Below are 26,128 nucleotides of genomic sequence, written 5' to 3'. Positions count from 1 at the left end.
CTCTCTTTTTCAATACAATGGAGCAACTTTTAGAGCGGAGGAAACAGCATGAAAAAGTGGATAAAGATAACGCTGTCAATTGCTGGGGGTATCGTCCTATTGACATGTGCCGGAGGATATTACGTGTATAAAAATTATTTTCCAAAGGAACCTGAGCGTATCGTATATGATAAAGATAGAGTGTTAAAACCGATACATAATCAGTTGAAAGGGATTAACATAGATAATTTGAAGATAAAAGAAAAAGAGGTTGTAAATGCGACTGTGAACGAGCTTCAAAAAATGATTGATGATGGAAAATTATCATATGAGGAGTTAACGAGTATTTATCTTTTTAGAATACAAGAACATGACCAAAATGGAATATCATTAAATGCTGTTACAGAGATTAATCCAAATGCAATGGAAGAAGCGCGAAAGTTAGATAAAGAAAGGTCTTCAAATAAGAAATCGAACTTATACGGCATGCCGGTTATCGTAAAAGATAATGTACAAACAGAAAAGGTGATGCCGACAAGTGCGGGCACGTATGTGTTAAAAGATTGGATTGCAGATGAAGATGCGACAATCGTGAAGAAGTTGAAAGAAGAAGGTGCTTTTGTTTTAGGAAAAGCGAATATGTCTGAATGGGAAAATTATTTATCCTTTACAATGCCTAGCGGATATAGCGGGAAAAAAGGACAAAATTTGAATCCGTACGGTCCGATTACGTTTGATACATCAGGATCAAGCTCTGGATCTGCTACAGTAGTTGCGGCAGATTTTGCGCCGCTTGCAATCGGGACAGAAACGACTGGATCAATTGTAGCACCAGCGACGCAGCAATCAGTAGTTGGATTACGTCCAACACTAGGTATGGTGAGTAGATCAGGGATTATTCCGTTAGCTGAAACGCTTGATACAGCAGGGCCGATGGCAAGAACGGTAAAGGATGCGGCAACGTTATTTAACATAATGGTAAGTTATGATGAAAAAGATACTATGACAGAAAAAATGAAAGAAAAAGAAAGAATTGATTATACGAAGGATTTATCAATAGATGGATTGAAAGGGAAAAAAATAGGGGTTCTTTTTTCAATAGATCAACAAGATGAGAATAGAAAGAAAGTAGCAGAAAAGATTAGAAAAGACCTTCAAGATGCAGGTGCGATATTGACTGATGATATTCAGTTAAACAGCGAGGGTGTAGATAATCTGCAAACATTAGAATATGAATTCAAACATAATGTTAACGATTATTTTTCACAGCAAAAAAATGTACCGGTAAAATCGTTAGAAGAGATTATAGCGTTTAATAAAAAGGATAGTAATAGACGAATAAAATATGGACAAACATTAATTGAGGCGTCTGAAAAATCTGTTATAACGAAAGATGAGTTTGAAAAAGTAGTGCAAACGAGTCAAGAAAATGCAAGAAAAGAGCTAGATAGATATTTAGTAGAAAAAGGTTTGGATGCTTTAGTTATGATTAACAACGATGAAGTTCTTCTGGCTATCCAGAATTAGCGGTGCCAGCAGGATATGATAACAATGGAGAGCCAGTAGGTGCAGTGTTTGTCGGGAAGCAATTCAGTGAGAAGGAACTATTCAATATTGGTTATGCGTATGAACAGCAGTCTAAAAATAGAAAATCACCTAAATTGTAAAAGGGTAAACGAAAAAAAGAGCTCCATTGAAGTAAGTAGGTGGCTAATGTAAATAGAATCTAACAATATAAAAAGAAAAAAAGGATTCTTTCTAATTAGTAAGAAAGATTGTCTATAGAAGTTCATAAAATGTAATATATTCAATTTCCATCCACTGAAGGGGGAGGTTAAATCTTAATGAATGAAGTGAAAAATTTCTTTCGAAGTAGAGGGTTTCAACGGTTTCTCGTTTTAATAATAGTAGCGTTAGTATTATATGGATTAAAAAGTATGATCAATTTAATATTAATTACGTTTATACTGACATTTTTAATGGATCGTTTTCAACGTTTTATTTCAAAGAAATTGAAAGTGAACCGGAAAATTGTTATCGCCTGTTTGTATATCATATTAGTTTCCTTTATTGGCACGACATTATATAAATATTTACCTATGTTAACGATACAAATTTCACAATTGATTTATCAATTTAAATTGTTTTTTCAAAACCCACCTGATAATGAAATCATTAAATATGCACTTTCGACAATTAACGGAATGGAAGTATCAAAATATATAGAACAAGGTGTAGATGTCATATATCAATCGATTGCAAATATAGGAAAAGTCAGTTTGCAAATACTCCTTTCTCTTATTTTAAGTTTATTTTTCTTATTAGAAAAAGAACGCATCATATCATTTACTTCGAAATTTAAAGATAGTAGTCTGAAGGTTTTTTATGAGGAGATTGCATATTTTGGTGAAAGGTTTGCAAGATCGTTCGGTAAAGTAATTGAAGCGCAGTTTTTAATTGCAGTTGTAAATTGTATTCTTACTGTCATTGCATTAATTGTTTTAGGATTTCCGCAGCTTCTCGTATTAGCTGTCATGATTTTCTTACTTGGATTAATCCCTGTTGCCGGGGTAATCATTTCCTTGTTTCCACTTTGTATTATTGCATATAACGTAGGCGGAGTTATGTACGTTGTATACATACTTGTGTTCATTACAGTAATCCATGCTCTTGAAAGTTATTTTTTAAACCCGAAGTTTATGTCTGCGAAAACGAATTTGCCAATCTTTTATACATTTATGATTCTCATCTTCTCAGAACATTTCCTTGGAATATGGGGGCTTATTATCGGGATACCAATCTTTATCTTTTTATTAGATGTACTTGATGTAAACAATGAGGAACAGTTTAAAAAATAGGAAATGATAGAAAATAACTGATGTTTTCAAGGAACAATCAAAAAAGCAATCCAAAATAAATTGGATTGCTTTTTTGCATACACAATTAAAGAACTGGAGCCATTGTTTCTTTTAATACTTGAACAGAGTGATCGAATTTTAATTCTTCTTCTTCACTTAATTCCACTTCTAAAATTTCACGAACACCGCCGCGATTTAAAACAGCAGGTACGCCGATATAAACATCTTTTTGACCGTATTGGCCTTCTAAGTAAGCTGATACTGTTAATACGCTATTTTCGTCGTTTAAAATCGCCTTTGTAACACGTAGAAGTGACATACCGATACCATAGTAAGTTGCACCTTTTCGCTCGATAATATGGTAAGCTGCATCACGAACGTTTATGAAGATTTTGTCTAAATCTTCTTGCGTGTATGTGTTGTCTTTATCAAGAAGCGTTTGTAGTTTTTGAATACCGACTGATACGTGACTCCAAACAGGAAGTTCCGTATCACCATGTTCACCGATTATATAAGCATGAATGTTGTGTGGACCAATATCGAAATACTCACCTAACATATAGCGGAAACGAGCAGAATCAAGTGTTGTACCAGAACCGATTACGCGTTCTTTTGGTAAACCAGATTCTTTCCAAGTTACGTAAGTTAAAATATCGACAGGGTTAGTTGCGATTAAGAAAATACCATCAAATCCGCTATCCATAATGCTACGAACGATTTGTTTGAAGATTTTCGCGTTTTTCTCAACTAAATCTAAACGTGTTTCGCCTGGTTTTTGTGGTAATCCAGCCGTAATGACTACAAGATCAGCATCTTTACAATCTTCGTAGCTGCCTTTCCATACTCTAGTTGGAGCTGGAGCAAATGGAACTGCATGACTTAAATCCATGGCTTCTCCTTCAGCTTTTGCCTCGTTTACATCAACTAAAACAAATTCTTCAGCTACAGCTTGGTTAATCATGCAGTAAGCATAACTACATCCAACTGCTCCTGTTCCTACTAATACAACACGGTTAATCCCTTTTTTCATTTCAAAATTCCTCGCAATTTCATTGATTTTATTATGTAAGATAATACGTCTTACTTCTATAGAGTCATATCTAGTTTATTACATTTTATAAAAGATATTCAAGTATTTGAAAATGTATCCTTGCAATTTCTTGCATGAAACATAGGAAGTAAGTTAAAGGAATATAATGCAATAAAATCCTTTATCAAAGGGGAAAAGGGTATGATGCAGCCATTAACGATGGGGAAAATGCTTCATATTATTAATGTGGGGCTCGTTAAAACGAAGAATCCAAAGCAAATTATTATTGCTGGTGCAGGGATTTCAGGATTAGTTGCAGCATCGTTATTGAAAGAAGCAGGGCATAACATAACAATTTTAGAAGCAAATAATCGAATAGGCGGAAGAATATATACGATTCGTGAACCATTTAGCTCTGGTTTATATTTTAATGCAGGGCCGATGCGAATTCCTGGAACACACGAGTTAACTTTAGCTTATATTCATAAATTTAAATTACCGTTAAATCTGTTTATAAATAAAACCGCTTCAGATATTATTTATACGAATAATATTAAAACGAGATTGAGCATATTCGAAAAAAATCCAAGTATACTTGGATATCCTGTTTTAGAGAATGAAAAAGGGAAAACGGCAGAAGAGTTAATGTTAGTAGTATTAGAACCCATACTAAATTTTATAAAAAAAGATCCTAATAAAAACTGGATTATCGTTGAAAAAAAGTATAAAACATATTCGCTCGGCTCATTTTTAACTGAATATTATTCAGACGGTGCAATAGATTTGATTGGGGTACTTCTTGATATGGAAGCTTATATGGGAATGTCTTTAATTGAAGTATTACGGGAAATGATTTTTTTTACTTCAACGACGAAATATTATGAGATAACGGGTGGAATGGATGTATTACCCAATTCATTTTTGCCACAGCTAAAGGATAATATTTTTATGTCATATAAAGTAGAGAAAATTATACAAGAAGATAATAAAGTAATGTTACAAGGAAATCGTGAGCAAACGTTAGAGCGATTTACTATAACAAGTGATATTGCTATTATCACAATTCCATTTTCAGCGTTACGATTTGTAGAAGTTCGGCCGTATCATTTATTCTCTTATTATAAAAGACGAGCAATTCGTGAATTAAATTATATTGCTGCAACTAAAATTGCGATAGAGTTTAAAAGTAGATTTTGGGAAAGAGTGGGGCAATGTGGCGGTAAATCTATTACAGATTTACCTATACGGTTTACATATTATCCGAGTTATGGCATTCATACACCAGGGGCAGCTACCGTTTTAGCGAGTTATACGTGGGCAGATGAGGCGTTAACATGGGATAGTTTACCGAATAGTGAACGCATTCGTTATGCATTAAGAAATTTAGCGGAAATATACGGTGACATCGTTTATAGTGAGTTTGTTACAGGGGCATCTTTTAGCTGGAGTCAAAATCCGTATTCTTGCGGCGCATTTACAGCTTTCGAACCGGGCCAAGAACTCGAGTTATTTCCGTATATTACACCACCATCTGGGAAAGTGCATTTTGCCGGAGAGCATACGACATTAACACATGGGTGGATGCAAGGAGCAATAGAGTCTGGAATTCGAGTTGCTCATGAAGTAAACGAAAAGTGAACATATATTTACAAATCACCACTCTTTTAATAAAATAATAAATATAAATCGTAATTATTACGCTTTGAATACGTTTGAAATAAAGAAATGGATGGTCGATCAAGTGAAAAAAGTAGAAATTCATATATTAGGTGGCTTTTTAGGTAGTGGAAAATCAACATTATTACAAAATTTATTGTTAGCGGAGAAAAAGAAGAATAGAAAAGTTGCAGTATTAATGAATGAAATTGGTGAATACTCGGTAGATACAGATATTATTGGAAAAGAGAATGTTTTAAGAGAGCTTCTGAAAGGATGTATTTGTTGTACGCTAAAAGAAGAGCTTGAAATACAATTACATTCGTTATATCAGCAAGAAAGACCAGATGTCATTTATATAGAAACGACAGGTGTTGCGCATCCAATTGAAGTGTTAGATGCATGTGTATCACCAATTTTAGCGCCTTTCCTGGAAGTGAAATCAATTGTAGTCGTTTTAGATGCAGTAAGGTGGTTAAATCGAAGTGTATTAAGTGCAAACATTCAGCAATTATTACATGAGCAATTGAAGTTTGGTAGCCATATTTTAATTAATAAATCAGATTTACTAACAGATGCGGATAAGAACAAAGTAATTGAAGAAGTGAAAACAATAAATAATCATGCGAAATTGTTTGAAACAAAGTATTGTAATATATCTTTAGAGGATATAGAAGAAGTTGAATTTACGAATGATGGGGAACATGAGACACTACATGTAAAACAGCATTTGCATATACAAACGATGACATATCAATTTACGAAATCAATTGATCAAGATAAATTATACGAATGGCTTTCGAATTTACCAGATAGTATTTATCGTGTAAAAGGTTTTGTGAAATTTCATGGGGACAAATATCCTCACTTATTCCAATACTCGTTCGGGGTACCGACTTTATTGGAACAAGACTTCGGTTTCCCAACGAACTTGGTAGTAATAGGAGAAGGGCTAGATAAGAAACAATTGGCTGAAGGGTTAGAGAAAGTGGAACTTAATTCTAATTAAGATTAAAGGAGCTGCCCCACAAGTCGTTGAAACCGACTTGTGGGGCAGCCTTTTTATTTCTTATGAGTAACCATTTAGCTACTTGTATTCATGTTAAATAGTCACTCTTTTAGTATTTTCGTTTTCCAAGATAAACATTTACTCTAGTACTAGAGTCTCTACTAAATTCAATTTTGCGACCATCTAATTCTATTGTTCGAGAGCTTGCAGTAGGATTTTTAATTAGACTATACAGATAATCTGCTTTAGTTGGTAGTAGTGTATTTAGGATTTTTCTCACCGGCTCGTTTAATACAGGATCATCACTATGAATAGACATTCTATATGCACTGTCATCATAGGGAGAAAAATTAAAATGCATAATGCCATCATATGTTTGACCAGTTTTAGTGAATACATAGTTATAATCGGTTTTTAAAAACCCAGAATCAATCAGTATATTCTCAATTTCTTTATACTTATCCTCATCTTTCGCAGGAATAGAATCAGGAACAAAATAAGGACTTACATTAATTGCGCTATACATAAACCTTGCAAATTGTTCTCTTGTTACATTCAGTTTTCCGCCATATTGATAGTTTCCAATTCCGTTTGTAATACCATTACTATACAATGAACGAACAGAGTTTGTTGCCCAATGATTATTTGGAACATCATAGAAAAGGTCGTTTGTTTTTACAGGTAAATGAAACGCTTTTTGTAAGATAACAGCCATTTCATATCGAGTTAATGTATCATCAGGTCTAAACTTGTCAGTGCTATTGTCCCCTGTCATGATTCCTTTTTGAGCAGCTGCTTTAATATTGTTTTCAAACATATGCCCATGAATATCAGAGAAATGTTTACTTGTAGATCCGGTATTTTCTAGTTTTAAGTATCTTGAAATAATCGCAGCTACTTGCCCACGAGTTACATTGTCCCCAAATCCAAATTTTCCGTTACCATAACCATTCATGACATTTTGTTCAGTTAAATGGTCAATCGAATCTTCAGACCAATGCCCTTTTGGTACATCGATGAAACGTTCAGTTTGTGCATGAGCATTCGTTGCACCGAATAATGTGGCGGTAATTAAGCCTGTTGCAAGTACATGTTTAAAATTCATTATGATTCCTCCTAAGTATATAAAACAATATTTTCTCACTCATATCCGTTACTTTTAAGTGATAATCACTTATTTATTATATTAGTATATTTAGTTTTTGTAAAATATGGATTTACTTTCGGAATATTGCTTAAATATATTTGGTGTTATAAGAGGGAGGGAAGTATAAAAAGTTAACTGACGGGGCGTTGACTCATTTTGATCATGAAGATGTTCGTATCCCAGCTGGTGGATCGAAGCAGGTTGCGAGCTATGATACTGTTGAGAATCGACAACATTATTATTGATGTAATAGATCCTATTAGTATGAAAGAACGTCTAGACCGGGTTTCAACTCCTAATTTTGACAAGGTGATTCGGGAGGCGTTAAGAAAAAGTGGATTTACTCCTAAAGATATTAAAGTATTGTTACCACTGCATACAAAACGTTCTATGTTAATAGAATTGATACAGGGGCTAGGGCTAGCAGAAGAACAAGTTGTATATTTAGATCATTATGGACATATGTCAGCGCTGGATCCTTGCATTGGTCTTCACTTTGCAAATGAACAGGGAAAATTACAGGCCGGAGATATTGCAGTAGTAGTTAGTGCAGGGACTGGATATACGTGGGCAGCGACTGTAATTAGGTGGTGAAAAATGCTAGATGAATATATGGTAAATGGAGGTATTTGGAAAGAGGCGGCGAATGTAAAGGTACTTCATTAAATTTTTTTAACAGATTTGTTTGTATGATCAAAGAAAAGTCATAATTACGGATGGGCAACTTTGGCGTGTTTGACTCTATCAGAAAGTAAAGTATGGGGAGGATCACAATGTCGATGAAAAAACGTAAATGGCTAAGAACGGTGGCTACTGGTTGTATTTTAAGTTCGTTATTAATAACGGCAGCTTGTTCAGGAAAGAAAACAAGTACAGAGGATGAAAAGACGATTAAGGTAGGGGTTCTTGCTTCATTAACAGGTCCATTAGAATCATATGGAAAACAAACAGTGAACGGATTTGAATTAGGGTTAGACTATGCAACGGGTGGAACTGGGAAAGTGGAAGGGAAGAAGATTAAGTTTGTTGTAGAAGATACGGAAACAAAAGCAGAGGTGGCGGTTAAAAAAGCTACGAAGTTATTAGAAGAAGAGAAAGTCGATTTTTTAATCGGATCATCTAGTTCAAGTGATACATTAGCGGTATTACCACTAGCTGAAGAATATGAAAAAATAATGGTTGTTGAACCGGCAGTTGCTGATAGTATTACCGGAAAGAACTGGAATAAATATATTTTTAGAACAGGAAGAAGTTCTTCGCAAGATGCGATTGCAGGAGCAGCGGTAATTGCAAAAAAAGATGTAAAGATTGCGACGTTTGCTCCGGATAATGCATTTGGCCGTGAAGGGATTGCAGCTTTTAAAGCTGGAGCGAAGAAATTAGGTGCGAATATTGTAAACGAGCAATATGCTGATACGAATTCGACTGACTTCACTGCAAATATTCAAAATATCATTAGCTCAAAACCAGATTATTTATTTATCGTTTGGGCAGGGGCAAACTCACCTTGGAAACAGTTAAAAGATATGAATGTGGAAGCACAAGGTATTAAAATTTCTACCGGTGCACCAGATATACCGGCATTAAAAACGATGGATGCGTTAGTAGGAATGCAAGGTTTTTCTGTTTATTATCATACACTCCCGAAAAATAAGGTGAATGATTGGTTAGTGGAAGAACATAAAAAACGATTTAATGGTGCGGTGCCAGATTTATTTACAGCAGGTGGAATGTCAGCGGCAATTTCTATTGTAGAAGCTTTAAAGAAAACAAAAGGTGATACAGATGTTGATACGTTGATTAAGAAAATGGAAGGAATGGAATTTGATACACCGAAAGGAAAGATGAAGTTTAGAGAAAAGGATCACCAAGCGATGCAAACACTTTATTCTATCACATTGAAAAAGCAAGATGGTGTTGATTATCCGGTGCCAGTATTAGAGCGAGAATTAACGATGAAAGAGACAGAACCACCAGTTCAAAACAAATAAACTGAATTTTCTGTTGTTTTTGTATAAAGAGGGGGATGCCCTCTTTATACGTATTTCTTTCATACTTAAAGCTTTAAAGGGAGGGATTTCGTGACACATTTGCTAGAAACGAAAAATCTTAGCGTATCTTTTGGCGAGCATCATGTTATTAAGGATGTGAATTTAACGGTACAAAAAGGAAAACTTATTTCCATTATTGGACCAAATGGTGCAGGAAAGACAACGTTATTTAATTTACTAAGTGGACAAATTTCTCCAACAAAGGGTGAAGTATATTTTAAAGGACGAGAGATTACAAAATTATCAATTTCGGATCGAACTCGATTAGGAATCGGCCGTTCTTTTCAGCTTACAAATATATTCCCAGAGTTAACGGTACTTGAAAATGTCCGTTTAAGTGTTCAATCATTTGTTCAAGATTACTATAGTTTTTTTCCGAGTTCGGCAAAATTTAAGCAACAAGTGGGAGAGGCGAGACGTTTCTTAAAAACAGTCTTACTTCACGAGAAAGAACATGTATTAGCGAAAGATTTAGCACATGGGGAAAAACGAAAGTTAGAGCTTGCGATGTTACTAGCTTTAAAAACGGATGTATTACTACTTGATGAGCCGACGGCAGGTATATCAGTTGAGGAAGTACCGGCTATTTTACAAGTGATTGAAAATATTAAGAAACATCCAGAGAGTACAATTGTACTAATTGAACACAAGATGGATATGGTACTAGGTTTATCAGACCATCTTATCGTTTTGTTCCATGGAGAGTTATTGGCTGAAGGTTTGCCTGAAGAAATGATGAAAGATGAGCGTGTACAAAGTGCTTATTTAGGGGGATTATATAGTGGCACTATTACAAGTGAATAATATAGAGACGTATTTAGATCAGTTTCATATTTTACAAGGGGTATCTCTTGCTGTTGAGAAAGGAACGATTACTGTACTGTTTGGAAGAAATGGGGCAGGGAAGACGACGACATTACGTTCGGTTATGGGATTTCACCATATCGCACATGGTGAAATTTATTATGATCGTACACAAGTAAATGGATTATCTACACATTTAATTTCAAGGAAAGGAATAGGTTATGTACCAGAAAATCAAGGTATTTTTCACGATCTGACAGTAGAAGAAACATTCGCTCTTGCTAGGGGTAAGGGAGAAGAAGCAGAAGAGAAAATTGAGTGGATGCTTGAACTATTTCCAGATTTAAAGCAGTTTTGGCACAAAAAAAGTGGACTCTTAAGCGGAGGACAAAAACAAATGCTAGCAATTTCAAGAGCATTTATTAATAGTGATGGTTTATTACTTATTGATGAGCCGAGTAAAGGCTTGTCCCCTATTATGATAGAAAAATTAATGATAGCCATTTTGAAAATGAAGGAGAAAACAACAGTTTTACTCGTTGAACAAAACTTTATGATGGCTAGTCAAATTGGTGATTACTTTTATATTATGGATAACGGAAGAATTGTTCATAAAGGTTTTATGCATGAATTAAAAGAGGATAAGGAAATGTGTCACAAATATTTAGGAATCTCTTAACATGAATCCGAGGTGAGAAGGATGGATGTGTTAATCAATTTATTTGTAAATGGGATTTCAACAGGGATGCTCATTTTTTTATTAGCATCAGGACTTTCACTTATTTTCGGTTTAATGAGCGTTCTAAACTTCGCACATGGTGGTTTATTTGCCTGGGGAGCGTTTACAGGTGTTTGGATATTTAATATGACAGGTAGTTATGTATTAGCGTTAATTGGAGCAATTGCTATGGGGATGTTTCTTGGATTCATTTTAGAAAGATTCCTTATTAGACCGGTATATGGAAATCATGTTCGCCAGCTTCTTGTGACGCTTGGAGGAATGCTTGTACTTAGTGAATGTATTAAAGTATTTTGGGGGCCAAATCCAATTGGTGCTAAATTACCGTTATGGTTACAAGGTAGTTATACATTTGAAGGTATTATATTAATTAAATATCGTCTATTCGTAATTTTAATTGGGATCATCATTTATATTTCCTTACTATTATTGCTTAAAAAAACAAAGATAGGTCTAATGATCCGTGCAGGTGTAATGGATAAAGAAATGGTTCAAGCGCTCGGTATTAACGTAAAAGCGATATTTTCTTTCGTCTTTTTATTAGGAGCAGGGATGGCAGCGTTGGGAGGCTTCTTATTAGCACCGTATTCAGGAGTTATTTTCGCCGAGATGGGTATGCAGTATGCGATTTTAGCTTTCATAGTAGTAATCATTGGAGGATTAGGAAGCGTACAAGGTTCAGCAATCGCATCTTTAATTGTCGGATTAGCGGGTGCTTTTACAGCGTATTTTATACCGGATTTATCACTTGCAATCAATATGTTAATGTTACTATTTTTCTTAATAGTGAAGCCAAATGGACTTGTTAGTGAAAAGGGGTGAAATGGTGAACAGCACATCAAATCGAATTAAAGTATACTTCGGAGTATTTATGTTCATTTGTTTAAGTGTATTTCCATTCGTAAATGATTCACGGAGCTTGTTAATTTTGTTCACTCAAATCTTCATCTTTGCTATTTTTGCAATGAGTTTTGATGTATTGCTTGGGTATACAGGAATTGTATCGTTCGGCCATTGTATGTTCTTTGGAATAGGAGCGTATGGGGTAGCACTTTTATTTGATCGGCAAGGAGTATCCATAACGAACTTTTTAATAGGGATAGTAGCTGCAATTATCATTTCAGCAATTGTTAGTTATATAATCGGTTTGCTTTCGTTACGGCTGAAAAGTCATTTTTATGCAATGTTAACACTTGCTATTTCACAGTTATTTTTCGTACTTGCTGAAAAATGGCGTGGACTCACTCACGGAGGGGACGGTTTTACATTTGGTGTACCAGACTTATTCCGTGATCGTTTTACGTTTTATTATGTAACACTTATATGTTTAATTGTCATTTTTATTCTGTTACGTCTTTTCACAAAATCTTCTATTGGAAAAGTATTAAAGGCAATTTCACAAAATGAGCAACGTGTTGAAGCATTAGGATATAAAGTTCTTCATTATAAAATTATTGCTAGTATTGTTGCAGGAGTAGTTGCTACGATTAGCGGTGGTTTATTTGTTATCACACTACGCTTTGTTAATACGACTGTATTTTCAATTGAAATGACATTAAATGCATTATTGATGACAATGATTGGAGGCGTTGGAACGTTAATTGGAGCAATTGCTGGAGCTGGAATTATTGAATCACTGAAATATTATTTATCAGAACTAGCCACAGCGTATCCGATTTTTGAAAGATGGACAATTATTCTTGGTTTATTGTACATTATCGTCTTGCTAGTTTTTCCGAAAGGATTAGTTGGCACGATTAAGAGACTGAAGAATGTGAAACAGAGTAAGAAGGAGAAAAGTGCAGAAGTGGAGCAAAATGTGTGAAAAATCAATTGTATAGAATATGAAAATCCCTCTTTTAAATTCGTAAAGGAGGGATTTTTATTGGTGTATGTAATTAGTTTATAGCTATTCTATTAATCAAATAGTTCATCAGGGATTTGTTTTAAAGAGTTTTCATTTGTAAAAAAATGAACAGCTAATTTCTCGATTGGAACATTTTCAATTGGTACCAATGTATCATTTCTAATCGGCAAAAAGGCTATTCCTTTTCCGTCCTGAATAAACTCTTCCATAAGCGAATAAGAATCTAATTGTTGAAGTTGACGCTGAGATAAATGATTTTCTTTTAGAAATTGTATCGTCTTATTTCTAAAAGGGCACTTTTTGTCATTACTAACGAAGAAGAGTTCCTGCGAATAGTCAATGGTACGTGTTTCTTTCGTTTTTAATAAGCCTATAGAAATTGAAGTAGTAAATACTTTTTTAAAAGCTGCGTCGGGATCATCCTCATAAGTGATGACCATATCAACTTTTTGTTGTTGCAGTAATTTTTGTAAATGACTACTATTTTCTACATATATTTGATAATTCCTGAAATTTTCTTTAATACGCTTACTTACATAATTAGTCAAAATAGATTGTGACGTCGCGATTATATAAGAAGAACCACTCGTTTTAATTTTATCTTTCGCTTCTTCTACTAAAGTTAATATTTGATTCGTGTAGCCTAATAAAATGTCACCAGAAGGTAACAAGGAAACGCCTTTGTTATCTCTATGTAGTAAAGGAGTTTCTAATTCTTGTTCTAATTTTTTGATTCGCTCAGTTACGTTTGGCTGAACATATCCTAACTCTTTAGCAGCTTTACTAATAGAACCTTCACTAGCTACAGTTTTGAATATAATAAGATCATTTATTTCCATTTATCACAGCCCCTTATAGGGTATCATTATAAATGATAACAAACATAATTTATACCTATTTTACGTTAGTCAATCACCGGTTTATCATTGTGTATATAAGATAGAAAGTGAGTGATAAACATGATTGGAATGCAATATAAAGTCATTTTGCCAAAGGATTATGACATGGAGATTATTAAAAAAAGGGTAAAGGATAATGGGCATAAAACGGATGGTTTTCAAGAATTGAATTTCAAAGCATATTTAATTACTGAGGTAGGTATGGAAGGGAATTTCTATAACTGTTATGCACCTTTATATATTTGGAATGGTCATGAAGGAATGAACAAATTTATCTTTGAAGGGTATTACGATAATATTTTACAATCTTTTGGGTGGCAACAAATAAATATAGGTGTTCCATTAGTTGTTAATCTAAGTGGTGATTTTAAGAAATGTAAGTATGTTGTTGAATATGTGGGAAGTATTTCTCAAAAGAATTCATTGATTGGGACTCAATTTAATATTTTTAATAAGAATGTCCAGAATACAGAAAATTGTAAAGGGAATGTAATAGTGTATAACCCAGATAAGTGGGGATATAGTCAGTTTGAATTTTATGAAGTAAAGCCTGAAATTGAAGAGATGGAGGATATTACAATATATGAGGTTTTACACATTTCACAGTAGATGAGGAATTGAAATATAAATAAATTATTTATAAAAAATCCATTTTGAGTCAAGTAATAATGTTCAAAATGGACTTTTCTTAATTATCTTATGTATATTCAAAACAAATTACTGCTTTTCTTAATTCTTTATTAAAGAATAAGTAAATACGATCGGCACCATAAGCTTGAAAATAATATCCTGTAACAAATCCAACATATGTAAATGGATGTCCATATTCATCTTTTGGTACATATAGAAGATTCGTAAAGTCAAAAATTTCGTCTTCGTTATCGCAGTCTTCTAATAATTCTTTACCTTCTTCTGTCATAAAACGAACATCATTTAGGATACCATTTACCACGGGATAATTTAATCCCCAGCCATTTGTTTGTTTTTCGGCAAACTCTCGTTCTAATACTTCTACAGATGTAAATTCTTTTCCAAAGCTAGAATAAGGATAAATTTTTTGATTACGTTGAAAATAATCTTTACGGATTTGATAATTTCTTTCATTACTCTCGTAGGCTTGTTCTATTATGTCAGAATTATTTTGTTCGATTTCGAAATAATTCCAATCCGCTTCAAATTTATATTTTCCATTAATGACATTGAATCCTAATGTATCTGCTTTCGTAAAATTTGTGTGAAATGGTTTGGTGAAATCACCCACGCAACCATCATGGATTTCTTTTGCTGACACAATATGTAACCATTCGTCCAATTCCGGTTCAATACATTGTAAGTTTATAGAACAAATGGGTAAAAAGTGCTTTTTATGTTGTTCTAAATCATCATAAAATATGTCTTCATATTCAGGAAATGGTTTTATAAATTGTTTAGAAATATGCATGTTCTGCCCACCTTTATACTAGTGCTTTGTTTAATTTTATCATTTTATTTGAATTTTTTCTTATTTAAAACTTTATGATACTCATAGTTATGGGAAGAAAGAGTTCGTAAGTAAGGTAGATATCTATTGTTAAGATTTTATCATATGTCGAACAGTTGAGAGATGAAGCAAAGTAAGACTTCATACTTATACATAGCCTTACTACATTCGACACATAGCGACAATATAATGTTCGTTTATCTGTTAGTATAGTATATAGTTTTTGGGGATTTTTATCATTTTCACATTGGGGGAAGGGAATTTATGTTTAAAAAAATCGCGACAGTCACTTTAGCAGGGACGTTAGCTTTCAGTTTATCGGCATGTGATGAGAAGAAAGAAGTAGCTAAAACTGTATCAAATGATACTAAGGAAGAGCAAAGTAGTGCCAAAAAAGAAAATACGAAGAATGAAGATACAAGAGAATATAATGTTGAAAAAACTACTGAAATTAGAAATCAAAAATTAACAGTCCATAAAGTACAAATAGCACAAGTGGCAGAATATGATAAGCTGGAAAAAGGTAATGAGTTTGTTATTGTTCATGTTACAGTAGAGAATATTGGTCATCAAAAAGTTAGAATTAACCCATTGGATTTTTACCTTGAAAGAGGCGATGGAAGTATTGTGGACCATACATTTTCAACTAGCAATAAAAATATTTTTAAAATTAAAGATGTAGATCCAAACGGTAAGTTAACAGGAGCTATAACATTTGAAGCGAAAAAAGGTGATTCTAATCTTGAATTAATTTATAGACCTGATGTTATGTCTAAAGAGGAAGTAAAAGTAGAGCTTAAATGATTTATCCCGTAAAAGTCCGATTGGTGTAAACAAGGGCCTTTTATGCAAACTTATACAGGTTTTACATGAAGACGGTATGCTCAAATGAATTTACGGTACGATAAAAGAAAATAATAGATTAGATGGTGTGAATTTCAAATATACTGTTTTGAAAACGAAAAATAAATGCATGATAAGGATTGGCGTTGGAGCTTAATCCTTTTTTTATGGAGATGTAGAGAATGGCAAGTAGACCTAATACTACACGATTGATGCCTTTAGTTAAGTACAAGTAAGTTGAGTTATATAAAAAATGTAATTATTTCTTGCATTACTATCACTTGAGTGGTAAAGTGATAGTAAGATTCACGATAGGAAGTGATCAAATATGCGTGATAATACGATAGGGTCATTAATATGGTTACGTTTAATACGATTTACGAACCAAAGTAATCAGATGTCAAATGAGTTTTTAAAACGGTTTGATTTAACGACAGCTCAATTTGATGTGCTTTTGCAAATACGTACGTATCAGCCACTCACACAAATGGAGTTAGCTGAAAAGGTAACTGTTACACAAGGCGGTATTTCTCGAATGTTAACTCGTCTTGAAAAAGAAGGATATATTGTACGAAAACAAGATTGGAAAACGAAAACAATTAGTCTTACAGAGCAAGGGGAAGCAGCTTTAGAGCGAGCATTGCCAGAGCAACTTGCATTTCAATCATCGTTTTTTGATGATGTATTAAATGAAGAAGAGCAGAAAATATTATACGAGCTGATGACGAAAGTTCATAAGCATAGTGAAAAAAAAGAATTGCCGCAAGAGTAATTTTTTTTACACTATCAATTGACTAATCAAGTGATGGGTGATTGAAGAAAATGAATACGACTGAATTAAAGGAGAGAGCAACTATGGAAAAATACCGTATGGATACAAGTAAAGGAATAGAGTTTGGATTATATTCAATTGGGGATCATGTTTTAAATCCACATAACGGAGAGAAAATTAGTGCAGAACAAAGAATTCATGAATTAATTGAAACAGCAAAGTTAGCGGATGAATCTGGACTTGATGTATTTGCTGTCGGTGAAAGTCATCAAACGCATTTTACAACGCAAGCTCATACAGTTATTTTAGGAGCTATTGCACAAGCTACGAAAAATATAAAAATTGCAAGTTCAGCAACGATAATAAGTACATCTGATCCGGTACGAGTGTATGAGGATTTTGCTACAATTGACTTAATTTCTAATGGACGTGCAGAAATCGTGGCTGGTCGTGGATCTCGTATTGGGGGATATAGTTTGCTTGGTTATGACGTGAATGATTATGAAGAATTATTCGAAGAGAAGATGGATCTTTTATTAAAAATTAATAAAGAGGAACATGTAACATGGAACGGACAGTTCAGAGCGCCGCTTGCACATGCATCGGTTATTCCGAGAGCGAAAAATAATAACTTACCAATTTGGCGTGCAGTTGGTGGCCCGCCAGCTAGTGCGATTAAAGCAGGACGTGCGGGTGTGCCAATGATGATAACAACACTAGGTGGTCCAGCTATAAACTTTAAAGGATCAGTAGATGCTTACCGTGAGGCTGCTGAGCAAAGTGGATTTAATCCAGCAAATTTACCAGTTGCAACAACGAGTTTATTTTATACAGCAAAAAATTCACAAGATGCACTTAGTGAATACTATCCTCATATTAATGCTGGTATGCTTACACTGCGCGGTGGTGGGTATCCGAAGCAGCAATTTACAAATGCAGTAGATTACCGTGACGCATTAATGGTTGGTAGCCCGCAACAAATTATTGAAAAAATGCTTTACCAATATGAATTGTTTGGACAACAACGTTTTATGGCACAAATTGATTTTGGTGGTGTGCCACTTAATAAAATTGAGAAAAATATCGAATTAATTGCTACTGAAATTTTACCGGCTGTTAGAAAACATACAGCAAAATAATTTGAAAAATACCGAGAGTCTAATCGATTCTCGGTATTTTTTTATGTATTAATTTTGTTTGAAAAAATGACAAGAAAATGAATTTTTAGTCTAGAAAGAGGGCGGATATTTTCTATTTTTGAATAACATTATTTTGTGTTTGAATTTTAGAGATGCATTTTTCTCTTGACAAAAAAATAACTGATTTCCTCATTGGTAAAGAGGACATTTTTTCATAAAAAAGTCAAGTGTATGTAGAGGGAAATGATTGTTTTATTGATACGAAAGTAAGTCTTATATTTGAAAAATACATTTTAGTAATGAAAAAAATCTAATTCAAAAAAATGACAAAAGACATATTTCAGACAAAATGATGTCAATAATACGTCAAAAATCAGCTGAATTTACTATGCAGGTATATTATACAATTCGATTAACGGATAAAACACTACTGAAATAGTGAAAAGGTAAATTTTATGAGAAAGTTCTTTTGTAATTATCTTGAAAACTGAAAATTTATATTTTCTAAAAGTACATAAACAAATTTATCTTTCTATATTTCTAAGATTTGAGTTGTTTTATTCATACAACTCAATTGAAATTACGATATAAAAAATTATGAAGGAAGTGATTGTAGTATGGAAACGCTCGAATTGGCACGAATACAATTCGCATCAACAACGATTTTCCATTACTTTTTTGTTCCGCTGTCTATTGGTTTAGCTTTTATCATTGCGTTAATGCAAACGTTATACGTGGTAAAGGGACAAGAAATTTATAAGAAGATGACGAAGTTTTGGACACAAATATTCCTAGTTAACTTTGCGGTAGGTGTAGTAACTGGTATTTTACAAGAATTCCAGTTTGGCATGAACTGGTCAACATATTCACGTTTCGTAGGTGATGTGTTTGGTCCATCACTTGCAATTGAAGGCTTATTAGCATTTTTCATAGAGTCTACATTCCTAGGTTTATGGGTATTCGGTGAGGACAAATTACCGAAGCGAATTCACTTGTTATGTATTTGGCTCCTTTCAATTGGAACAATGTTATCAGCATTTTGGATTTTAACTGCAAGTGCATTTATGCAATCGCCAGTAGGATATGAAATGGCAGCAGATGGACGTGCACAGATGAATGATTTCTTAGCGATTATTCAAAACCCACAATTATGGGTACAATTCCCGCATACAATTACAGCTGCGATTGCAACTGGTGCATTCTTTATTGCAGGTGTGAGTGCATGGAAAATAACGAAAGCTCAAGAAACTGAAGTGTTTAAAAAGTCGTTCCGCATTTCTATCATTGTTGGAACACTTACAACGGCGTTAGTATTATTCTTTGGTCATGCGCAAGCACAACAATTAATTAAGACGCATCCAATGAAAATGGCAGCAGCTGAAGCGTTATGGAATACGAGTGAGGATCCAGCGCCATTTACAGTATTTGCGAAAATTGATGCAGAGAAGCAAGAAAATTCGTTTGAAATTCAAATCCCTTATATGCTAAGTCTATTATCATTTGATAAATTTAGTGGTCAAGTAGAAGGGATGAATCAAATTCAAAAACAATATGAAGAAAAATATGGGCCTGGAGATTATATACCGCCAGTACACACTATGTTCTGGAGTTTTAGAGCGATGGTAATGAGTGGAACATTTATGCTTCTTCTAGGAGCATACGGATGGTTCTTATCAAGAAAAGATCGTTTAGCTGAAAAAACTTGGTATTTAAAATTAATGGTGTATGCAATTGCACTACCGTTTATCGGTAATACAGTAGGATGGATTATGACTGAAATGGGACGTCAGCCTTGGGTAGTTTTCGGTGTTATGAAAACGGAAGATGCTGTATCTCCAAATGTTACGTTCGGAGAAGTATTATTCTCTTTAGTTTCATTCACATCACTATATTTAATTATAGGTGGAATCACTATTTACTTATTCGTTCGTATTATTAAAGGACATGAGAATAAGAAAGCGAAACAGGATTCTCAAAGCCATGATCCATTTGATAAGGAGGAAGAGTATGTTATCTCTTAATGAGTTGTGGTTTATCATTATTGCAGTTTTATTCGTAGGCTTCTTTGTACTTGAAGGTTTCGATTTCGGTGTAGGTATAGTTTCAAGGTTTTTAGGGGAAAACGATTTAGAGAAAAGAATTTACTTAAATACAATTGGCCCATTTTGGCACGCGAATGAAGTATGGCTTGTTTGTGCAGGTGGGGCTATGTTCGCAGCATTCCCGCACTGGTATGCAACTTTATTTAGCGGGTTTTACATTCCGTTTGTATTTATGCTTCTTGCTTTAATTATAAGAGGGGTTTCCTTTAAATTCCGTGCGAAAATAGACAATCATAAATGGAAAGGTTTTTGGGATTGGGGTATGTTTTTAGGAAGTTTACTACCGCCTGTTCTTTGGGGAGTTGCAATTGCTAACTTTATGGTAGGTATTCCAATTGATGAAACGAAAAATGCTGTAGGTGGATTCTTACCATTACTTCATCCATTTGCATTACTTGGAGGAGTTATGTTCCTTCTGCTATGTATTGTTCACGGATTGCAATTCCTTACTATACGTACAACTGGTAAGTTAAGAGAACGTGCACGTATTGCTGCGTTGAAAATTGCACCGCTTGCAATTATAGCACTTCTTATTTTTGCCGGTGTAGGGTTATGGAAAACAGATATTTTCACTGGTCATGGTACAGAGTGGATTATGGTTCCGATTGGAGCTTTTGTAGCATTATGTGCGTCAACATTATTAAATAAAAGAAGAAGAGATGGTTGGGCTTTCGTTATGACGAGTTTAACAATCATTTTACTAAGTGCGAGTGTGTTTGCCGGCATGTTCCCACGTGTCTTAATTAGCTCGTTAGGGTCAATATACGATTTAACGATTTATAATGCAGCATCGGGAGATTATGCACTAAAACTGATGACGTATTTTTCAATTGCTATATTGCCATTTGTTTTGGGAAGTCAAATATGGAGTTTCTATGTGTTTAGACAACCTGTTAAGTCAGATAAAGATTTGGAGTACTAATGAAAAGAAAAAGAGGACTTCCGTCGTATCCTGGTAGCCGAGTTTTATATGTAGTGTTAACAATCATTAGCATTTTAGAAGCTATAAGTATTATTGGGCAAACAGTGTTTTTAGCACGGGCTATTACGTTTTTATTTCAAGGAGAAACAGTGCAATCTGTGTTAAATGAAACGGTTTATTTTGGAATCACGTTTGCAGTACGTCATATGCTAGTTCGAATTTCGCAAATATTAGTGGAACGTTTCGCTGAAAAAACAGGATCGCTACTGCGAAAACAATTAATAGAGGCGTATTTCACATTAGGTCCACGGTATGTTCAAACTGCTGGAACAGGTCATCTGGTTACCTTATCGATTGAAGGTATTGAGAAATTTAAAACATATATTGAATTAACAATTCCTAAAATGATTAGAAGTAGTATCGTACCGGGACTAATTGTACTATATGTTTTTACGTTAGATATTGAGTCTGGAATCATCTTAGTTGTAACGATTCCTATCGTAATTACATTTATGATCCTACTAGGATTAGCAGCGCAGAAAATGGCAGATAGCCAATATGAAACATATCGAGTACTTTCTAATCATTTTGTAGATACGTTAAAAGGATTAGAAACATTAAAGTATTTAGGGAAAAGTAAACAACACGAAGGAAAGATTGAAAAAGTAAGTAAAAGGTATAGAAAAGCAACGATGCGTACTTTGCGAGTTGCTTTTCTTTCTTCTTTTGCATTAGATTTCTTTACGAGCTTATCCATTGCATTTGTGGCGGTCGGATTAGGGATACGTTTAATAGATGGGACAATTGTACTATTGCCAGCCCTTACGATTTTAATTTTAGCTCCGGAATATTTTCTGCCAATTAAACAAGTTGGAGCGAATTATCATGCTACGTTAGATGGACAACTTGCAATGGAGCAAATAGAAGAGATTTTACAGCAACAAAAAGAAATAGGAACGAAAGAATCTAATGTAGGTTTAATATGGAATGCCTCTAGTAACTTGAAATTACAAGATGTAAAAGTAAAGAATAATGAATCTGAAAAAGCTATATTAGAAGGAATTGATTTTACTTGGAAAGGCACCGGCGCTATAGGTGTAATTGGTGAAAGTGGGGCAGGGAAATCGACGTTAATTGACGTATTAGCAGGATTTTTAACTCCTTCGGGTGGAAAGCTGATAATAAATGGTGTGAAAATTGACGGGTCTACTCGAGAAGATTGGCAAAAGAATATTGCTTATATTCCGCAGCAACCTTATATTTTCCCGCTTTCATTAAAAGATAACATTTGTTTCTATGAAACAAATACAACTGATGCAGAAGTGGAAAGAGTTATTAATGAAGTTGGTCTTCGTTCACTCGTTACATCGCTTCCGAACGGGATGTATGAAAGAATTGGAGAAGGTGGACGTATGCTTAGTGGCGGGCAAGAACAACGTGTCGCTATGGCGCGTGCACTTTTAAGCAAAAAGCCAATTATTTTATTAGACGAGCCTACAGCACATCTTGATATTGAAACTGAATTTGAAATAAAGCAAGCGATGTTACGTCTGTTTGAAGGTAAGCTAGTATTTCTTGCAACACATCGTCTTCACTGGATGAAACAGATGGATCATATTCTTATTTTAAATAAAGGGGAAATGATAAAAAGCGGCACGTATGAAGAACTTTTAAAGAATGAGGCATTACATTTTCAAAGGAAAGAGAGGGGATAGAGATGAGTAACTGGATTAAACCTTATATACAGCAAAATAAAGGTAGAATGACTGTAACTATTTTCCTTGGTCTTCTTGGAGTTAGTTCAGGTGCGATGTTACTTTTCATTTCAGGTTATTTAATCTCTAAATCTGCTCTTAGACCAGAAAATGTAATGGCTGTATATGTTCCTATTGTTGCAACACGTGCGTTTAGTATAGGACAAGCGGTATTTCATTATTTAGAGCGTTTAGTTGGACACGATGTCGTACTACGCATATTAGAAAAGATGAGAACGAAACTATACAGAATAGTAGAACCGCAGGCGTTATTTTTCCGCTCACGATTTCAAACGGGCGATATGTTAGGTATATTATCCGAAGATATAGAGCATTTGCAAAACCTATATTTACGTACAATATTTCCTAGTCTATTAGCATTAGTTGTATATAGCATATTCGTACTTGTTATCGGAGCATTTGACGTAGTATTTGCACTTATTGCAGCATGTATGTTGGCTATTATCGTTTTTCTTCTTCCGTTTGTATCATTACTTTTAATGAAGCAACATCATGTTACTTTAAAGCAAGGAAGAAGCCGTTTGTATCAACAACTAACAGACGCTGTTTTTGGGTTATCTGATTGGCAAGCAAGTGGTAGAAAAGATGAATTCATTGATAAGTATGTAGAGCAAAATGCTCAGTTGTTAAAAACGGAAAAAAGAATGAAGCGCTGGAATCATATTCGGGACAGTATCATTCAATTAGTAGTGGGAATCGTAGTTATTTCAATGATCATATGGACTGGAAATGAGGCAGCAAGTGAACAGATTGCATCTACCGTTATTGCGGCTTTCGTCTTAATGACGTTATCTGTGACAAATGCGTTAATTCCACTTTCAGATGCTATCGATCGAATTCCATCATATGTAGAATCTGCTCATCGTCTAAATAAAGTAGAAGCTAATGATGTTTTACAGGATGAAAAGGAATTACATGAGGATAAAGATTATGTTGTATCAAAATATATAGACATTGAATTAAATAATGTATCGTATAGTTACCCAGATAGTAATGAATTTGTATTGAAAGAAGTATCACTGCAAATAAAGGCAGGAAAGAAAATCGCCATTTTAGGAAGAAGTGGAACAGGAAAATCTACTTTGTTAAAATTGTTAGCAGGTGCGCTAAGCCCGTTACATGGTGAAGTTTTATTGAATAGTGAACATGCTCATACGAATCTTTTATCAAAATATATTTCTGTATTGAATCAAAAGCCGCATTTATTCGATACGACAATTGGAAATAATGTGCGAATCGGTAAACCAGAGGCTACGGATGAAGAGATATGGACAGCTTTAGAGAAAGCACAATTAGCTTCGCATATAGCTTCTCTTCCAGATGGATTGCAAACAAAAATGCATGAAATGGGAAAAAGGTTTTCTGGTGGAGAAAGACAACGGGTTGCTTTTGCTAGAACGCTAATGCAAGAGGCTCCAATTATTGTACTTGATGAACCTACGATCGGCTTAGATCCAAAGACAGAACTATCTTTAATAGAAACAATGTTTTCTGCAACAGAAGAAAAGACTGTTATTTGGATTACACACCATCTTGTAGGAATTGAACATGTAGATGAAGTTATATTCCTTGATCGTGGTCAAATTGTGATGCAAGGCAGTCATGAACAACTTCTGAAAGAAAACGAGAAGTATCGTAAGCTGTATGAGTTAGATAAAGGAATATAGTTTGAATAAGTAATAATTGTAAAATAGCTACGCCAAATGGTGGAGCTATTTTTGTTTTGAAATGAATATTCTATTCTTTTTTAATGTTGGATTGCAGATGTATATGATCATTATGAATGAAAAATGAATTTCATATTATACATATAATGGAGGGGGATATACATGAAGGAGCAGTATAAAATTATTGTTTTAAGTGATGAAGTATCAGGGGGAAGGATTCAAAATGCATTAGACAAAAATAAATGTAAAACAATAGTTCATGTTGTAGACGTTTCAACTATTGTTCGTATAGAAAATTCTTTTCAATATATAGTCATTTGGAGAGTGGACGCAGAAAAACTTACAAATGAATTGATAAACAAGGGCGTGCAAAGTAAAAAAATTATTAATTTAACAAAATACATGTATGAATGGAGGAATAAATTAATTTCTATATATCAAATAAATCCGGATCTTATGTTTTTATACATGTCTATGAAAAAAGTAAAGAGTGATCCCACATATGAATTGTTTTCTACCGGTTTGTCTTATCCGCATTGTGGCATAAGTACGGAGCTCCTCTCAAAAAAGTCAATAAAATTAACACTTCCATCGCAAGATCTATACTATGATTATTTAATAGCGTCACAACTTCTATCAAACGATCATTCATTTCAATATTGTTTGATAGGAATAGCCTATTTCTCTTTTTACTTTGACATGTCGTTATCATCTGAAGCATATAGAATTCACAAAGTATATTATCCATTGTTTCAAGACGGTCATCATACTGTAGTTCATTCTCCTTTACCCACTGATGGATTCTCACATCTAGATAGTCCGAAACCACTTTTTTCTATTTTTACTTTGCATTTTGAATATATTTTATTAGACGAACTAAAAGATGAATCATTGATACTACCTTGGATAAATGCTGAATGGAATACCACTCCCCTTCATATTCCTTTTGAAGAACATGGGAAAATGAGAGCAGCTTCACATGCTAAATTGTCGTATCCTCATACTTTAGTTGAAAATAAAACGATTTTTAAAACATATTTAGAATTACTGTTAAAAAATGATATAAAGCCACTAATTGTTGTCTTCCCTGTTACTTCACATTATTTCAATTGTAGTAGTAAGAAATTAAAAGAAGATTTTTATAAAGTTATAAATGATTTTCAAGCACAATATTCTTTTCAAATCATAGATCTATTTGATTCACCATTATTTTGTGATGAAGATTTTTATGATAGTGATCATATGAATAAAAAAGGTGCAAATAAAATGTCCGCGTTATTAAATATGTTTATTCAGGAACGAAAAGTATGATATTTCGATTCATATTTGCATAAAAGTATATAGGCTCCATACAGTTAAAGTAATGTGATTTTTGCATCGCGTATACAA

General features: G+C 34.0%; 21 protein-coding genes and 2 pseudogenes. 19 read left to right on the top strand and 4 right to left on the bottom strand.

What is annotated here, in order from left to right:
- The first annotated feature begins 48 nt into the window (after nucleotides 1-48).
- Both AC1DMU_RS14165 and AC1DMU_RS14160 read left to right on the top strand, forming a co-directional pair.
- Nucleotides 49-1,646 (top strand): annotated as a pseudogene (locus AC1DMU_RS14165) (amidase family protein).
- Between the two features lie 177 nt (nucleotides 1,647-1,823).
- Nucleotides 1,824-2,837 (top strand): AI-2E family transporter, encoded by a 1,014-nt coding sequence (locus AC1DMU_RS14160; protein ID WP_476941522.1) that lies wholly within the window; start codon nucleotides 1,824-1,826, stop codon nucleotides 2,835-2,837.
- Nucleotides 2,838-2,922: 85 nt separating this feature from the next.
- Here the strand turns inward: AC1DMU_RS14160 and AC1DMU_RS14155 are convergent, their stop codons facing one another.
- Nucleotides 2,923-3,867, bottom strand: coding sequence for an L-lactate dehydrogenase (locus AC1DMU_RS14155; RefSeq protein WP_000715320.1), 945 nt, complete (start codon nucleotides 3,865-3,867; stop codon nucleotides 2,923-2,925).
- Nucleotides 3,868-4,068: 201 nt separating this feature from the next.
- Here AC1DMU_RS14155 and AC1DMU_RS14150 point away from each other — a divergent pair, with 201 nt between their 5' ends.
- Nucleotides 4,069-5,505 carry a flavin monoamine oxidase family protein gene (locus AC1DMU_RS14150; protein WP_088063047.1) on the top strand — a complete coding sequence of 479 codons (1,437 nt, stop codon included), beginning with the start codon at nucleotides 4,069-4,071 and terminating at the stop codon, nucleotides 5,503-5,505.
- Between the two features lie 103 nt (nucleotides 5,506-5,608).
- The gene (locus AC1DMU_RS14145; RefSeq protein WP_088063048.1) at nucleotides 5,609-6,532 is read left to right on the top strand and encodes a CobW family GTP-binding protein; all 924 of its coding nucleotides are present in this window, start codon (nucleotides 5,609-5,611) and stop codon (nucleotides 6,530-6,532) included.
- Nucleotides 6,533-6,641: 109 nt separating this feature from the next.
- Here the strand turns inward: AC1DMU_RS14145 and AC1DMU_RS14140 are convergent, their stop codons facing one another.
- A complete protein-coding gene (locus AC1DMU_RS14140) occupies nucleotides 6,642-7,637 on the bottom strand; it encodes an S-layer homology domain-containing protein (RefSeq protein WP_088063049.1) in 996 nt (331 codons plus the stop codon).
- Nucleotides 7,638-7,840: 203 nt separating this feature from the next.
- Between AC1DMU_RS14140 and AC1DMU_RS14135 the strand changes: the two are divergent.
- The 6 genes and pseudogenes from AC1DMU_RS14135 to AC1DMU_RS14110 form a co-directional block, all read left to right on the top strand.
- Nucleotides 7,841-8,273: pseudogene (locus AC1DMU_RS14135) on the top strand (3-oxoacyl-[acyl-carrier-protein] synthase III C-terminal domain-containing protein); the annotation flags it as partial.
- A 179-nt stretch (nucleotides 8,274-8,452) separates the two neighbouring features.
- Nucleotides 8,453-9,670 (top strand): substrate-binding domain-containing protein, encoded by a 1,218-nt coding sequence (locus AC1DMU_RS14130; protein WP_088063050.1) that lies wholly within the window; start codon nucleotides 8,453-8,455, stop codon nucleotides 9,668-9,670.
- 90 nt (nucleotides 9,671-9,760) lie between these two features.
- Nucleotides 9,761-10,534, top strand: a complete 774-nt coding sequence (locus AC1DMU_RS14125) for an ABC transporter ATP-binding protein (protein ID WP_088063051.1) — start codon at nucleotides 9,761-9,763, stop codon at nucleotides 10,532-10,534.
- Nucleotides 10,512-11,213, top strand: coding sequence for a branched-chain amino acid ABC transporter ATP-binding protein (locus AC1DMU_RS14120; protein WP_088063052.1), 702 nt, complete (start codon nucleotides 10,512-10,514; stop codon nucleotides 11,211-11,213). Before AC1DMU_RS14125 ends, AC1DMU_RS14120 begins: the two co-directional genes overlap by 23 nt.
- A 21-nt stretch (nucleotides 11,214-11,234) precedes the next feature.
- Nucleotides 11,235-12,095 carry a branched-chain amino acid ABC transporter permease gene (locus AC1DMU_RS14115; RefSeq protein ID WP_088063053.1) on the top strand — a complete coding sequence of 287 codons (861 nt, stop codon included), beginning with the start codon at nucleotides 11,235-11,237 and terminating at the stop codon, nucleotides 12,093-12,095.
- 49 nt (nucleotides 12,096-12,144) lie between these two features.
- Nucleotides 12,145-13,098 carry a branched-chain amino acid ABC transporter permease gene (locus AC1DMU_RS14110; protein WP_142291733.1) on the top strand — a complete coding sequence of 318 codons (954 nt, stop codon included), beginning with the start codon at nucleotides 12,145-12,147 and terminating at the stop codon, nucleotides 13,096-13,098.
- Nucleotides 13,099-13,190: 92 nt separating this feature from the next.
- Here AC1DMU_RS14110 and AC1DMU_RS14105 read toward each other — a convergent pair whose 3' ends face one another.
- Complete coding sequence (locus AC1DMU_RS14105) at nucleotides 13,191-13,979, bottom strand: LysR family transcriptional regulator (protein WP_088063055.1); 789 nt, start codon at nucleotides 13,977-13,979, stop codon at nucleotides 13,191-13,193.
- Nucleotides 13,980-14,099: 120 nt separating this feature from the next.
- Here AC1DMU_RS14105 and AC1DMU_RS14100 point away from each other — a divergent pair, with 120 nt between their 5' ends.
- The gene (locus AC1DMU_RS14100) at nucleotides 14,100-14,648 is read left to right on the top strand and encodes a DUF4865 family protein (RefSeq protein ID WP_088063056.1); all 549 of its coding nucleotides are present in this window, start codon (nucleotides 14,100-14,102) and stop codon (nucleotides 14,646-14,648) included.
- 88 nt (nucleotides 14,649-14,736) lie between these two features.
- On the opposite strand, the gene AC1DMU_RS14095 is transcribed toward AC1DMU_RS14100, so the two are convergent.
- Nucleotides 14,737-15,480 (bottom strand): siderophore biosynthesis protein, encoded by a 744-nt coding sequence (locus tag AC1DMU_RS14095; RefSeq protein WP_088063057.1) that lies wholly within the window; start codon nucleotides 15,478-15,480, stop codon nucleotides 14,737-14,739.
- Nucleotides 15,481-15,783: 303 nt separating this feature from the next.
- Between AC1DMU_RS14095 and AC1DMU_RS14090 the strand changes: the two genes are divergently transcribed.
- The 8 genes from AC1DMU_RS14090 to AC1DMU_RS14055 all read left to right on the top strand — a co-directional run bounded on the left by AC1DMU_RS14090 (nucleotide 15,784) and on the right by AC1DMU_RS14055 (nucleotide 26,050).
- A complete protein-coding gene (locus AC1DMU_RS14090; protein ID WP_088063058.1) occupies nucleotides 15,784-16,323 on the top strand; it encodes a DUF4352 domain-containing protein in 540 nt (179 codons plus the stop codon).
- A gap of 367 nt (nucleotides 16,324-16,690) precedes the next feature.
- Nucleotides 16,691-17,134 carry a MarR family winged helix-turn-helix transcriptional regulator gene (locus tag AC1DMU_RS14085; protein ID WP_001205523.1) on the top strand — a complete coding sequence of 148 codons (444 nt, stop codon included), beginning with the start codon at nucleotides 16,691-16,693 and terminating at the stop codon, nucleotides 17,132-17,134.
- Between the two features lie 83 nt (nucleotides 17,135-17,217).
- The gene (locus AC1DMU_RS14080; protein WP_088063059.1) at nucleotides 17,218-18,273 is read left to right on the top strand and encodes an LLM class flavin-dependent oxidoreductase; all 1,056 of its coding nucleotides are present in this window, start codon (nucleotides 17,218-17,220) and stop codon (nucleotides 18,271-18,273) included.
- A 617-nt stretch (nucleotides 18,274-18,890) separates the two neighbouring features.
- The gene (gene cydA / locus AC1DMU_RS14075) at nucleotides 18,891-20,294 is read left to right on the top strand and encodes a cytochrome ubiquinol oxidase subunit I (RefSeq protein WP_000448888.1); all 1,404 of its coding nucleotides are present in this window, start codon (nucleotides 18,891-18,893) and stop codon (nucleotides 20,292-20,294) included.
- The gene (gene cydB / locus AC1DMU_RS14070) at nucleotides 20,281-21,297 is read left to right on the top strand and encodes a cytochrome d ubiquinol oxidase subunit II (RefSeq protein ID WP_000950075.1); all 1,017 of its coding nucleotides are present in this window, start codon (nucleotides 20,281-20,283) and stop codon (nucleotides 21,295-21,297) included. Before cydA ends, cydB begins: the two co-directional genes overlap by 14 nt.
- Nucleotides 21,297-23,012, top strand: coding sequence for a thiol reductant ABC exporter subunit CydD (gene cydD / locus AC1DMU_RS14065; protein WP_087982922.1), 1,716 nt, complete (start codon nucleotides 21,297-21,299; stop codon nucleotides 23,010-23,012). Before cydB ends, cydD begins: the two co-directional genes overlap by 1 nt.
- A gap of 2 nt (nucleotides 23,013-23,014) precedes the next feature.
- The gene (gene cydC / locus AC1DMU_RS14060; protein ID WP_215559032.1) at nucleotides 23,015-24,739 is read left to right on the top strand and encodes a thiol reductant ABC exporter subunit CydC; all 1,725 of its coding nucleotides are present in this window, start codon (nucleotides 23,015-23,017) and stop codon (nucleotides 24,737-24,739) included.
- 162 nt (nucleotides 24,740-24,901) lie between these two features.
- Nucleotides 24,902-26,050, top strand: coding sequence for a hypothetical protein (locus AC1DMU_RS14055; protein ID WP_088063061.1), 1,149 nt, complete (start codon nucleotides 24,902-24,904; stop codon nucleotides 26,048-26,050).
- The last annotated feature ends 78 nt before the right edge of the window (nucleotides 26,051-26,128 follow it).

Source organism: Bacillus sp. 01N45 (assembly GCF_056399205.1).
This window is presented reverse-complemented; position numbering and strand designations above follow the sequence as displayed.